We start from the raw sequence: 12,690 nt of genomic DNA, 5'->3' as shown, positions 1-12,690 counted from the left end.
CGGTGCTCGCCTTCCGATGCGCCCGAGCCTGGGTCGACGGGGCGCTGCGCCCGGCGACCGTCACCGTCGTCGAGGGACGCATCGACGAGGTCCTTCCCCTCGACGCTCCCCTGGGCATCGATGCCGACGTGCACGTCATCGGCGGTGGCCACGTCCTGCTGCCCGGGCTGGTCGACACGCACGTGCACGTCAACGAGCCGGGGCGCACGGAGTGGGAGGGCTTCGCGTCCGCCACCCGCGCTGCGGCGCTCGGCGGCGTCACGACCATCATCGACATGCCGCTCAACTCGATCCCGGCCACGACGACCGTCGACGCCCTGGCCGTCAAGCGCGCCAGCGCCGCGGGCCGGCTGGCCGTCGACGTGGGGTTCTGGGGCGGCGCCGTGCCGGACAGCCTCGGCTCGCTCGACGCGCTGCACGCGCAGGGCGTGTTCGGGTTCAAGTGCTTCACGGCGCCGTCGGGCGTGGACGAGTTCCCGCACCTCGGACCCGATCAGCTCCGCGCCGCGCTCCAGGAGGTCGCCGACATCGACGCGCTGCTCATCGTGCACGCCGAGGACCCCGCGCACCTCGTCGACCACGGTGCCCTCGGCGGCCGCTACGCGGACTTCCTCGCGACCCGCCCTGCCGCAGCCGAGGGGTCCGCGATCGCGCAGGTGATCGAGGGCGCGCGCGCGACCGGGGCCCGGGCGCACGTGCTGCACCTCTCCGACGCCGGAGCGCTGCCCATGATCCGAGCGGCGAAGGACGACGGCGTGCGGATCACGGTCGAGACCTGCCCGCACTACCTGGCGTTCGAGGCATCGACCATCCCCGACGGCGCGACCGAGTTCAAGTGCTGCCCGCCGATCCGCGACGACGCCAACCGCGACGCGCTCTGGCACGGGCTCCTCGACGGCACGATCGACATGGTCGTGTCGGACCACTCGCCGTCGACCGCCGACCTGAAGACCGACGACTGGGGCCTGGCGTGGGGCGGCATCGCGGGCCTGCAGGTCGGCTTCCGCGCCGTGTGGACCGAGGCGATGCGCCGCGGCATGTCCCTCGAGGACGTCGTGCCCTGGTTCACGACCGGCCCCGCAGCGCTCGCCGGCTTCGCCGACCGCGGTCGCATCGCGCCCGGAGCGCTCGCCCACCTCACCGTGTTCGACCCGTCCGCCACCGAGGTCATCGAGGTGGCCGGACTGGCGCACCGCAACCCGGTCTCCGCGTTCGCCGGCCTGGAGGCCCGTGGCCGGGTCACCGGGACCTGGCTGCGCGGCGAGCCGGTCACCGCCACCTCACTGGCCGGGGAGCTGGTCGCCCGTGGCTGACGCGCGACCCCGTGCGGCGGTCGACGCATGATCCTGCACGGGAGCTGGCCCGAGGGGCTCGAGCGGGCGTTCACCGCCTACGAGGACGCCCTGATGAGCGACGACACCACCGCGCTCGACGCGCTGTTCGAAACCGGCGAGGGCACCCTGCGCGGCGATGACGCCGGGCTGCTCCGCGGGCATGACGCGATCCGCGCGTTCCGCTCCGGGCGCGGCGGCGTCGCACGCCGGACCATCGCGTCCGTCGACATCCGGCGGCTGACCCCGGACAGCGCCCTGGTGGTCGGGGAGTCGGTCTTCGTCGACGGTGGCCGGGGACTCCAGACGCAGCTCTGGTGCCGCACCGACGCGACCTGGCGGATCCGCGCGGCGCACGTGACCGGCAGACCGACGGCGTTCGCCCGGACGGTGTGGCGCGTCGTCGGCGACCCGCTCGTACACGGCGCCCCGAATGGGCCGCTCACCGGGATCCGCGTCGCCGTCAAGGACCTCTACGCGGTCCGCGGGCACGTCGTCGGCGCGGGCAACCCGACCTGGGAGCGATCGGCGTCGGTGTCGACGGTCACCGCCCCGGCCGTGCAGGTGCTCCTCGACGCGGGGGCCGACGTCACCGGGATCGCCCGCACCGACGAGTTCGCCTATTCGCTCGCGGGTCGGAACGCGCACTTCGGGTCGCCGCCCAACGGCGCCGCCCCGACCCGGATCGGCGGCGGGTCGTCCTCGGGCTCGGCGTCCGCGGTCGCGCTCGGGCAGGCGGACCTCGGTCTCGGCACCGACACCGCGGGGAGCCTCCGCGTGCCGTCGAGCTACCAGGGCCTCTGGGGCCTCCGGACGACCCACGGCAGCGTCCCGCGCGACGGGCTCGTGCCCCTGGCGCAGTCGTTCGACACCGTCGGGTGGATCGCCCGGTCGGCGTCCGTGCTCGCGGCGGCGGCCGGCGCCTCCATCCGCCCGGGCGCAGACGCGGACGTCGACGTGGACGACGGCACGCTCCTCGTCTGCGACGCCCTGCTCGACGTCGTCGAACCCGCGACCGCCGAGGCGTTCCGGGGATGGCTGGCGGCGACCCGTCGGCCCGTCCGCCGGATCGACCTGCCGCCGCCGGACGAACTGGCCGAGACCCTCCGGATCGTCCAGGCCGCCGAGGCCTGGCGCAACCACGGACCCTGGGTCGACGCGCACCCCGGCGCCCTCGGGGACGACGTGGCCGCGCGGTTCGCGGCAGCGGCCACGATCACCGCGGAGCACGAGGCGCGCGCGCGGGAGCGGCTCGACCGCCTGCGCACCCGCGTCCGCGAGGCGATCGGCCCCGGCGTGCTGGCCCTCCCGACCGTGCCGGGACCCGCACCGCTCCGGAAGGCCACCGGGGACGTGGTCCAGCGCACCCGGCTGGCGACGCTGCGGATGACGGCCGTCGCCGGCATCGGCGGGCTGCCGGCGGTCAGCGCGCCGTTCCTGCGGGTCGCGGACGCACCCGTCGGCGTCTGCCTGATCGGACCGGCCGGGTCCGACCGCGCGATCGTCGCGCTCGCCGGGACGCTGTCGTAACAGGCGTTCCATTATCCTCATGATCGGAACGGAGATCCCGATGCTGCCAGTGAACCCGCCCGCTCGACTCCTCATGGGCCCGGGGCCGATCGACGCCGACCCGCGCGTGCTGCGCGCGCTCTCGACGCCGCTGGTCGGCCAGTACGACCCGTGGATGACGTCGACGATGAACGACACCCAGAGGCTGTACCGGCAGGTGTTCGGCACCGCGAACGTGGCCACGGCGCTCGTCGACGGCACCTCCCGGGCCGGGATCGAGGCGGTCCTCGTGTCGCTGCTGGCGCCGGGGGACCGCGTCCTCGTGCCCGTGTTCGGGCGGTTCGGCCACCTGCTCGCCGAGATCGCCGGGCGGGCCGGGGCCGAGGTCCACACGATCGAGACCGCATGGGGGCAGGTGTTCCCGACCTCCGCGATCGAGGACGCGATCGTGGCGACGAGGCCGAAGGTGCTGGCGGTCGTCCAGGGCGACACCTCCACGACGATGAACCAGCCGCTCGACGAGCTCGGCGCGATCTGCGAGCGACACGGCGTGCTGCTCTACACCGACGCCACCGCATCCATCGGCGGCAACCCGCTCGAGGTGGACGCGTGGGGCATCGACGCCGTCAGCGTCGGGCTGCAGAAGTGCCTCGGCGGGCCGTCGGGCAGCGCTCCCGTGACGCTGTCGCCGCGCGCCACGGCCGTGCTCGACGGGCGGCGCAGCGTCGAGGCGGGCATCCGCGAGCCGGGCGACGAGGTCCTCGACGAGCCGATCCGATCGAACTACCTCGACCTGGCGATGATCCTCGACTACTGGGGACCCCGCCGGCTGAACCACCACACCGAGGCCGCGTCGATGCTCTACGCCGCCCACGAGTGCGCCCGGATCCTGCTCGAGGAAGGCCGCGACGCCGTCGTCGCCCGGCACGAGCTCGCCGGCCGCGCGATGCTGACCGGCGTGCAGGAGCTCGGGCTGCAGGTCTTCGGGGACGTGGCGCACAAGATGCACAACGTCGTCGCGGTGCGGATCCCGGACGTCGTCGACGGGGACGCCGTGCGCGGGGCCATGCTCGCGGACCACGGCATCGAGATCGGGACCTCGTTCGGGCCCCTGCGCGGGCGGGTCTGGCGCATCGGGACGATGGGCTACAACGCCCGCAAGGACGCCGTCGTGACGACGCTGTCCGCGCTCGAGCAGGTGCTGCGTCGGGGCGGGTTCCCCGTGCCGCAGGGCGGCGGCGTCGACGCGGCGCTCGACGCGTACGCGGCCCCGACCGCGGCAGCCCCGGCGTCCTCGGCGGTGGTGTCGTGACGGCCGCCGCCGTACCGGACGCCGCGACGATCGTCGGATGGTGCGGCGAGCTCGCCGCCGTGACCTCGACGCCCGGGAGCATCACCCGCGTGCACCTGTCGCCCGAGCACGCGCGCGTGAACACGATGGTCGCGCGGTGGATGCAGGACGCCGGGATGACCACGTGGCAGGACGACGCCGGCAACCTGCACGGCAGCGTCCCCGGCGCGACGGACGACGCCCCCGTGCTGCTCGTCGGGTCGCACCTCGACACCGTCGTGGACGCCGGGCCCTACGACGGAATCGTCGGCGTGCTCATGGGGGTCGCGGCGGTCGCCCGGCTGACGGGCCAGGGGCCGCTGCCGTTCGGCATCCAGGTCATCGCCTTCTCCGACGAGGAGGGCACCCGGTTCGGCAAGGCGCTCCTCGGGTCCTCGGCGGTCGCCGGGGTGTGGGACGACGCCTGGTGGGATCTCGCCGACGCCGACGGGATCTCGCTGCGGCAGGCGTTCACGGACTTCGGGCTCGACCCCGCCCGCGTCGGCGACGCCGCGATCGACCCGGCCCGACTCGTCGGGTACCTCGAGGCGCACATCGAGCAGGGGCCCTTCCTGGACGACGCGGGCCAGGCGCTCGGCGTCGTCACGAGCGTCGCCGGCGCCCGACGGTTCACGGTCGAGGCGGTCGGGGAGGCCAGGCACGCCGGTGGCACCCCGTACGAGCGGCGACACGACGCCCTGCTCGCCGCAGCCGAGGCGGCACTGGCCGTCGAGCGGATCTGCCGCAGCTCGCACCACCTCGGCGCGGTCGGCACCGTCGGCACGATGACCATCGCACCGGGCGCGGTGAACGTCGTGCCGGGCCACGCGTGGTTCTCCGTCGACCTGCGTGCGGAGTCCGACGACGGACGCGACCGCGTCTGGGACGAGATCGCCACGGCGTTCGCCGGCATCGGGGAGCGCCGTGGGGTGAGCGTGACCCCTACGGAGGTGCATCGCGCTCCCACCGTGCCCTGCTCGCCGCGCCTGATGGCCGCCGTCCGCGCCGGCATCGTCGCCACCGGACAGGCGCAGCCGATGGAGCTGTTCTCGCGCGCAGGCCACGACGCCATGTCGCTCGGGCGCATCACCGACGTCGCGATGCTGTTCCTCCGCAACCCGGACGGCATCAGCCACCACCCGGACGAGTTCGTCTCCGAGGGCGACATCGCGCTCGGGCTGGATGCGCTCGTGGAAGCGATCGCCCATCTGGGACGGAGCGCGTCATGACGGCGGCGCAGCCCGACGTGCGCGAGCGCATCGACGCCGTCTGGGATCGGCTCTCGCCCGCCGAGCGCCGAGTCGCCGCGATGGTCCGCCACGACCCGGAGCTCCTGCTCGTCGGGACCTCCGCGCACCTCGCCGCCGAGTCCGGGACGTCGAAGGCCACCGTCTCGCGGCTGGTGCGCTCCCTCGGGTTCCAGGACGCTGCCGACGTGCGGCGGGAGCTCATGGCCGCCCGGGGCAGCGGGATGCCGTGGGTGGCGGAGGATGCCGCTCACGTCGACCAGCGCGCAGTCGAATCCCGAAACCTCCACGCGGCGTTCGCGTCCCTCGCGCGCGCGGATCGCTCGCGCCTCGCCCGCCGGATCGTGCGCGCCCGCAGGGTGATGCTGTTCGGCGAACGCGGAGCGCACCCGGTCGCGCTCCAGCTCCGGGCGCAGCTCCTCCAGGTGCGACCGGATGTGCGCATCGTCCCCGCGCCCGGGCAACGCCTGGGAGAGGAGGTCGCCGACCTCGACCGGCGTGACGTGGTCGTCATCGTCTCCGTGCGCCGACACGCTGCGGGGGTCGACCGGCTGGTCGAGCGCTGCGTCGCGTCGGGAGCCGACGTCGTCGTGCTCGGCGACCCGACGGCAGCCGTGCTCGCCGCGCCCGCCGCCACGACGATCCTCTGCCCCGTGGACTCGCCGTCGGCGTTCGACTCGCTCGCGGCGATGTTCGCCGTGATCGCCGCGATCGCGAACGACGTCTACGACGCCTCAGGTCGGACGGGTCGGGACCGGATCGCGGCCATCGCGACCACCTACGACGCGCTGGACGAGCTCGCCAGACCGTAGGCGGCGCAGGCGACGGCGCCGGCGCTCCCGTTCCGGGGCCGGTGCGCCGCGACCACCCTCAACACGCCGGCAACAAGGGGGAAACATCCGCCTCGTACGGTCGATCACAGGAACGATCGCCGCACACCGGAGGGAGCCGACGATGTCGGGTACGTCCACGTCCGTCGCTCGCACCGCCTGGAACCGCGGGGCGATCGCGCACGGAAGGCAACCCCCGGTCCGTCCCTGAGCGGGACGCTGCCTCCGACCGGCGCTCGACCGGTCGCCCGCTGCATCCGCAGCCCCTTCTCGCGCGATCGTCAGGACCGACATGACCACCACCACGAGCCGTGCGCTCGCCCTCTCCCACCACCATCACCTCGGGATGACACCGTGACCGCGGCCATGCCCACGACGCTGTCGACGCACGTCCTCGACACCAGCCGAGGCGAGCCCGTCCGGGGCCTCCGCGTGGATCTCGCTCGCGCGGACACCGGCGACCGCATCGGCTCGGCCACGACCGACGGCGACGGCCGCGTCGCATTCGCCGAGGCGCTCTCCGCCGGCATCCACACGCTGACGTTCGACACCGGCGCGTACTTCGCGTCGACGGCCACGGCGCACTTCTTCCCGCACATCACCGTGGCGTTCGCGGTCCCGGACGGGGCTGCATCGCACTACCACGTGCCCCTGCTGCTGAGCCCGTTCGCCTACTCCACCTATCGAGGGAGCTGACCGTGCCCCATCCTCCCGGTTTCGTCCTCGGAACCCATCAGTACGGCAAGGCCGAGGTCCGACTCGTGCGCGTCACCCGCGACACGTCGCAGCACGCCATCGAGGACCTCAACGTGACGACGCAGATGCGCGGCGCGGCACTCGACGAGTCCTATTACAGCGGGGACAACTCGCTCGTCCACGCGACCGACTCCCAGAAGAACACCATCTACGCGTTCGCGAAGAGGTTCGGCGTGCGCAGCCCCGAGAGGTTCCTCCTCACCCTCGCCTCCCACTTCATGGACGCCTTCCCGCAGTTCGACGGCTGCACGCTCTCCGCTGAGCAGTACGGCTGGTCGCGGATCACCGCGGACGGTGCACCCCACGACCACTCGTTCGTGCGGACCGGCGGAGGAACCCGCACCAGCGTCGTGCAGAGGGACGCCGCGACCGTGCACGTGCTCGGCGGCGTGACGGACCTGACCGTCCTCAAGTCCGCCGGCAGCGAGTTCCACGGGTTCCCGCGCACGGAGCACACGACGCTCGGGGAGACCGCGGACCGCGTCCTCGCGACGGATGTCACCGCGCGATGGCGCTACGCGGAAGCCGCGGCGGACACGGCGGACTTCGACGATGTTCACGGCCGAGCCGTCGCGGCCCTGCTCGAGGCCTTCGCCACCGTGCATTCCCTCGCATTGCAGCAGACGCTCTTCGCGATGGGGCGAGCCGTCCTCGAAGCCTGCCCGGAGCTCGCGGAGGTGAGGCTCGCGATGCCGAACAACCACCACTTCCCGGTCGATCTCGCGCCCTTCGGCCTCACGAACGACAACGAGGTCCTCTTCGCCGCGGACCGCCCCTACGGCCTGATCAACGGCTCGGTCGTGCGGGACGGCGAGCCGGCAGCACCTGGTGCATGGGTGTCCGTCCCCGGGTTCCTGTGAACGCCGTGGTCGTCGACGGCGCACGATGGCACGAGTTCCTCGCCATGCCCCCTCTCGCCGCGCAGGAGCTCGCGCTGGAGTGGGCGGCGATCCCCTCCTGGGCGTCCACCCTCGCCGCGGGGCGCCCCTACGGCTCCGTGGCGGAGCTGAGCGGGGCGGCGAGCGCCGCAGCGGATGCGTGGACGTGGCCCGAGGTGATGGCGGCTCTGTCGGAGCACCCCCGCATCGGGCAGCGAGCGGCGGAGACGAGCCGCGCTGCGTCGTCATCGGCGTTCGAGCAGGCCGCGTCCGCGCGCTCGGATGCCGACACCACGGCTGCGATCCGGGCAGGCAACGTCGCGTACGAGGAGCGGTTCGGGTGGGTGTTCCTCATCCGCGCCGCAGGACGCTCCGCCCCCGAGATCCTCCTCGAGCTGCAGCGACGATCGGAGAACGGCGTCGCTGATGAGCAGGTCGAGGTGCGGGCAGCCCTCCGCGACATCGCCCTCCTGCGCATCGAGCGCACGTTCGGGCGCTGACGCCGCCGACCCCCAGGGCGGGCGGACGAGCGTGCGCGGATCAGCCGCGGGCGACCAGCGCCGCGAGGCGGTCGAGGTCGTCCGAGACGAGCGCGACGTCCTCCGCGAAGGCGACGTCGGAGACGCCCGGCCGACGGAAGAGCGTGAAGACGACCTCGCTGCCGTCGTCGTTGGGGAGGACCCGCAGCGGGTTGCGGACGACGGTGCCGTCGGGGAGCGTCACGTCGTGGTCGAGGATCCCGAGCTCGCGCGGGCCCGCGAACGCGAACTCGATCGGGCCCATCGGCGACTCCGACAGCCAGCGGCCGCCCTCGAGCCGGATCCCCGAGCTGACGCCCGCCGCCCACTCGGGCAGCCGTGCTGGATCCCCCGCGACGGCCACCACGGATGCCACGTCGGCGTCGACGGAACGGGTGATGTGCAGCGCGGGCCAGGTCACGGTTAGACGCTACCCGGGAGCGGCACGACGTCGGGAGCCGGATCCGTCGCCAACCGCGCGTGCGTCTCCACGGCGAAGCGCGCGTCGCCGTAGCGGAGCTCGGCCCCCTCGGTCCCCTCGGCGATGAAGTCGGCGCGCGTCGCGACCCGGCAGGACGCCGGGTTGTCCACGCGGTACCCGAGCTCGAGGCGGAAGTGGCCGTCGGCGAAGGCCCCGCGGCGGCGCCCGCCAGCGCCCGGGTGGCCAGGCCGCGTCCCCGGCTGGATCCCGCCAGCCAGTGGTGCAGCCACGCGGTGTCGTGCCGGCGGCCGTCGCGGGTGGACGCCGGATCCCGGGTGCAGGCACCGGGCCGCGCTCCTCAGCCCCTCGCGTCGACCGCCGCCCGCGCGTACGCCCGCCGCCGCGTCTTGCCGGCGTCGTCCCGCACGGGCGTCCGGGTGAGGCGCACGGCGGCCGGACGGCGCTCCGCGTCGAGCCGGGCGCGGGCCCACGCGAGCAGGTCGGCGGGGTCGACCTCCGCGTCCGCCACGTCGACCACGGCCTCGACGCGCTGGCCGAGGTCGTCGTCGGGCACGCCGAACGCGACCGCGCCGCGCACGTCCGGGTGCTGCTCCAGCACGCGCTCGACCTCGGCGGGGTGCACGTTCACGCCGCCGCGCAGGATCACGTCGTCGGCGCGGTCGAGCACGAACACGTACCCGTCCGCGTCGACGCGCCCGAGGTCGCCGAGCGTGTCCCAGCCGTCTGGCGTGCGGGCGGATCCGGCGCCCACGTACGCGTACGCCGGCCCGCCGTCGCGGCGCATCCAGATCCGGCCGACCTCGCCCGCGGGCAGCTCCCGTCCCTCCGCCGAGCGGATCGACACCGCGGTGCCCGCCGCGGGCCGGCCGACGCTGCCCGGGTGCCGCAGCCACTCGTCGCCGCGGATGGTGAGGATCCCGTTCGACTCGCTCCCCGCGTACACCTCCACGAGCCGCTCGGGCCCGATCCAGTCCATGGTCGCGCGCTTCACGCCGGGCGGGCACGGCGCGCCCAGGTGCAGCACCGTGCGGAGGCTCGACAGGTCGGCCGCCCGCCGCTCGTCGTCGGGGAGGCGGAGCAGGCGGTGCAGCATCGTCGGCACCAGCAGCGCCCACGTGATCCGGTGCTCGGCGATCGCGGCCAGCACCCGCCGCTCGTCGAAGCGCGGCAGGAGCACGAGCGCATGGCCCGTCATGAGGCCCCGGAACGCGTAGGTGAACGCGGCCGAGTGGGTGAGCGGCGCCGAGACCAGCTGCACCTGGTCGAGCGGGAGGTACGGTGCCACGGGGAGCGTGGGATCCAGCAGCGCGGGAGCCGTCGTCGCCACGACCTTGGGGCGGCCGGTGGATCCCGACGAGGTCGGCGCCTTCCAGCTGCGCGCCCAGGCGTCGGGCAGCGGTCCGTCGTCGGGCGGCGATCCGTCGTCGGGGCAGGCGGACGACGACCAGCCGACGGGCACGGACGGGACGCCGTTCCGGGTGGACTCGGCGCCGACCACGAGCGCGGGCCGGGCGAGGTCCTCGACGTGCGCGCGCTCCTCGGCGGAGAGGCCGGTCGACATCGGCTGCGGCGTCGCGCCGGCCTTCCACACGGCGGCGCAGACCACGACCATCTCGCGGGTGTTCGGCAGCGCGATCGCGACCCGGTCGTCCTGCTCGACGCCGAGCGCCAGGTAGGCGCGCGCCAGCCGGTTCGACGCCCGGTCGAGCTCGCGCGCGCTGAGCGCCCCGGCGTCGTCGCGCACGACGACGCGGTCGGGATCCGCGTCAGCGAGACCCGAGATGATCCGCGAGATGGACTGCCTGGCCACGATCCCCCTCCGTCCCCGTCGCCCGGTAGAACGCCTCGTGCCGACGGGCGACGTCGTCCCAGTCGTGGGACCCGGCGAGCGCGCGGCCCTCGGCCGGGTCGGGCGCGCGCCCGTCGAGTGCCGCGGCGATGGCGTCGGCCGCGCCCGCGGGATCCGTCGCGAACAGCACGGACGACCCGAACACCTCGCGCAGCACGGGCAGGTCGCGCGCGACCACGGGCACGCCCGCGGCGAGCGCCTCCATCGCGGCGAGGCCGAAGCCCTCCTTCGTGGAGAGGAACGCGAGCGCGCCGGCCGCGGCGACGAGCGGCGGGACGTCGGGGTCGTCGATGACGCCGAGGATCACCGGCCGGATCCCCAGCTCGGCCGCGCGCGCGTCGAACGCCTCGCGGTACGCCCGGTAGTCGAACAGCGTCTCGCCGCCGCCGAACACGAGGCGGAGCCCGGGCCGCGACGCGCGCAGCAGCGCGAACGCCTCGAGCAGGTCGACGCTGCCCTTCCGCGGCTCGATGCCGCCCAGCGCGAGCACGTAATCGCCGTCCACGCTGTGCTCGCGCAGCGCGGCGCGGATCCGGTCGCGGCCCGCGGCGCCCGCGGGCCCCGCGGCCGCCCGGAAGCGCGCGCCGTCGACGCCGTTCGAGATCACCGTGGGCACGAGGCCCCAGCCCTCCTCGACCTCCGCGGCGACGGCGGCGGACACGCACAGCCGAGCGATCGGCTCGCGCACGGCGGCGTCGTGGCAGCGCACGAGCTCCGGCGTCGTGAACTCGTCGAGGTGGTGGATCGTGCGGATGCAGGGCCCGGCCGCGTTCGCCGAGATGCAGTCCTGCGCGTGCACGACGCCGTACGCCTCGGCCTGGCGCGCGGCGGCGAAGGCCTCGCGCATGGTCACGATCGAGCGGACGATGCGCTCGCCCACCGTCTCGTCGTCACGCGCGGCGAACGGCACCACGCGGATCCGCACGGCCGGGTCGACCTCGCGGAAGAACGCGCGGTCGCCGCCGCGCCCCAAGGTCCAGACGTCGACGTCGTGCCCGCGCCGGGCGAGCGCCTCCGCGAGGGCGAGCGTGTGCACCACCCCGCCGCGCGGCTTGGTGGAGTAGGTCAGCAGGGCGATCCGCACGGGGCGCTCCTCGGGTGGGTCGGCGGGCGGCGGGTCGGGGGTCGGCGGGTCAGCCGACGGCGGGCGCGAACGTCGGCGCGTAGGCCGCCGGCACCCGGTCGCGCAGGTGGTGCATCGTGCGTCGGGCGCGCGCGATGTCCGACGACGCATCCGCGGTCGTGACGGCCAGGCCGCCCTTCGCCCACGTCTTCGCGACGATCTCGCCGGCGGGATCCACGACCTTCGCCTGCCCCAGGAACCGCAGGCCGCCGAGCACCCCGGTCTGGTTCGACGACACGAGGTAGAGCTGGTTCTCGGCCGCGCGCGAGCAGTCGTAGAGGTCGAAGAGGTGCGCCTGCCGGTCGTTGCGGAGCCGGTCGGAGCGGTCCGTGACACTGGCCGGCCACGCGCTCAGGCACGCGAGGATCTCGGCGCCGTCGAGCGCGAGCGTGCGCGCCGACTCCGGGAAGGTCTTGTCGAAGTCGATCATCATGCCGACGCGTCCCACTGGGGTGTCGAACGCGGCGAACGCGGATCCGGCCCGGTACGCCTCCGACTCGCCGAGCGGCAGGTGCACCTTGCGGTGCGTGCCGAGCACCCGGCCGCCCTGCACGCAGACGGCGCTGTTGTACCGGATCTCCTCGCCTCCCTCGAGCGCGCGCTCCGCCACCCCGAAGCACACCGTCATGTCGCCGGCCATCTCGGTCACGGCCCGCACCTCCGGGCCGTCCAGCTCCACGGCGGGCGGCAGCGCGTCCGGCCCCGGGTGCTCCATGTCGAGCAGGTAGCCGCCGATGGTCGCGTCCGGGAGCACCAGCAGGTCGACGCCGCGCTCGCGGGCCTGGTCGATCATGCCGGGGAGCTTGGCGAGCGTCCGCTCGACGTCGCGCCCGAAGTGCGCCGCGACCGCCCCCATCGTGATCTCGGCCATGGCGAC

At 74.5% G+C, this 12,690-nt stretch carries 13 protein-coding genes; 8 read left to right on the top strand and 5 right to left on the bottom strand.

Annotated elements, in window-relative coordinates:
- Window positions 1-2: 2 nt before the first annotated feature.
- The 8 genes from allB to uraD all read left to right on the top strand — a co-directional run bounded on the left by allB (window position 3) and on the right by uraD (window position 8,381).
- The gene (gene allB / locus FGD68_RS03435; RefSeq protein WP_119372479.1) at window positions 3-1,313 is read left to right on the top strand and encodes an allantoinase AllB; all 1,311 of its coding nucleotides are present in this window, start codon (window positions 3-5) and stop codon (window positions 1,311-1,313) included.
- 27 nt (window positions 1,314-1,340) lie between these two features.
- Window positions 1,341-2,861 (top strand): AtzH-like domain-containing protein, encoded by a 1,521-nt coding sequence (locus tag FGD68_RS03430; protein WP_119372478.1) that lies wholly within the window; start codon window positions 1,341-1,343, stop codon window positions 2,859-2,861.
- A 40-nt stretch (window positions 2,862-2,901) separates the two neighbouring features.
- Window positions 2,902-4,152 carry a pyridoxal-phosphate-dependent aminotransferase family protein gene (locus tag FGD68_RS03425; RefSeq protein ID WP_182480880.1) on the top strand — a complete coding sequence of 417 codons (1,251 nt, stop codon included), beginning with the start codon at window positions 2,902-2,904 and terminating at the stop codon, window positions 4,150-4,152.
- Window positions 4,149-5,399, top strand: coding sequence for an allantoate amidohydrolase (locus FGD68_RS03420; RefSeq protein WP_119372476.1), 1,251 nt, complete (start codon window positions 4,149-4,151; stop codon window positions 5,397-5,399). The genes FGD68_RS03425 and FGD68_RS03420 overlap by 4 nt, the downstream gene beginning before the upstream one ends.
- A complete protein-coding gene (locus FGD68_RS03415) occupies window positions 5,396-6,229 on the top strand; it encodes a MurR/RpiR family transcriptional regulator (protein ID WP_119372475.1) in 834 nt (277 codons plus the stop codon). Before FGD68_RS03420 ends, FGD68_RS03415 begins: the two co-directional genes overlap by 4 nt.
- 372 nt (window positions 6,230-6,601) lie before the next feature.
- The gene (gene uraH / locus FGD68_RS03410; protein WP_237609772.1) at window positions 6,602-6,943 is read left to right on the top strand and encodes a hydroxyisourate hydrolase; all 342 of its coding nucleotides are present in this window, start codon (window positions 6,602-6,604) and stop codon (window positions 6,941-6,943) included.
- Window positions 6,944-6,945: 2 nt separating this feature from the next.
- Complete coding sequence (gene pucL, locus FGD68_RS03405) at window positions 6,946-7,863, top strand: factor-independent urate hydroxylase (RefSeq protein WP_119372474.1); 918 nt, start codon at window positions 6,946-6,948, stop codon at window positions 7,861-7,863.
- A complete protein-coding gene (uraD, locus tag FGD68_RS03400) occupies window positions 7,836-8,381 on the top strand; it encodes a 2-oxo-4-hydroxy-4-carboxy-5-ureidoimidazoline decarboxylase (RefSeq protein ID WP_259336072.1) in 546 nt (181 codons plus the stop codon). The genes pucL and uraD overlap by 28 nt, the downstream gene beginning before the upstream one ends.
- A 40-nt stretch (window positions 8,382-8,421) precedes the next feature.
- On the opposite strand, the gene FGD68_RS03395 is transcribed toward uraD, so the two are convergent.
- The 5 genes from FGD68_RS03395 to FGD68_RS03375 form a co-directional block, all read right to left on the bottom strand.
- Window positions 8,422-8,820 carry an SRPBCC family protein gene (locus tag FGD68_RS03395; RefSeq protein ID WP_119372473.1) on the bottom strand — a complete coding sequence of 133 codons (399 nt, stop codon included), beginning with the start codon at window positions 8,818-8,820 and terminating at the stop codon, window positions 8,422-8,424.
- Between the two features lie 2 nt (window positions 8,821-8,822).
- Complete coding sequence (locus FGD68_RS03390; protein WP_182480879.1) at window positions 8,823-9,110, bottom strand: GNAT family N-acetyltransferase; 288 nt, start codon at window positions 9,108-9,110, stop codon at window positions 8,823-8,825.
- Between the two features lie 68 nt (window positions 9,111-9,178).
- A complete protein-coding gene (locus FGD68_RS03385; protein ID WP_237609771.1) occupies window positions 9,179-10,651 on the bottom strand; it encodes an AMP-binding protein in 1,473 nt (490 codons plus the stop codon).
- The gene (locus FGD68_RS03380; RefSeq protein ID WP_237609770.1) at window positions 10,608-11,774 is read right to left on the bottom strand and encodes an MSMEG_0565 family glycosyltransferase; all 1,167 of its coding nucleotides are present in this window, start codon (window positions 11,772-11,774) and stop codon (window positions 10,608-10,610) included. Before FGD68_RS03380 ends, FGD68_RS03385 begins: the two co-directional genes overlap by 44 nt.
- 49 nt (window positions 11,775-11,823) lie before the next feature.
- Window positions 11,824-12,684 (bottom strand): carbon-nitrogen hydrolase family protein, encoded by an 861-nt coding sequence (locus tag FGD68_RS03375; protein ID WP_104236541.1) that lies wholly within the window; start codon window positions 12,682-12,684, stop codon window positions 11,824-11,826.
- Window positions 12,685-12,690: the final 6 nt, after the last annotated feature.

Origin of the sequence: Clavibacter californiensis, from assembly GCF_021952865.1 — a bacterium.
GTDB lineage: Bacteria > Actinomycetota > Actinomycetes > Actinomycetales > Microbacteriaceae > Clavibacter > Clavibacter californiensis.
The sequence above is the reverse complement of the archived record's forward strand: the minus strand, read 5'-3'. Positions and strand labels throughout refer to the sequence as shown.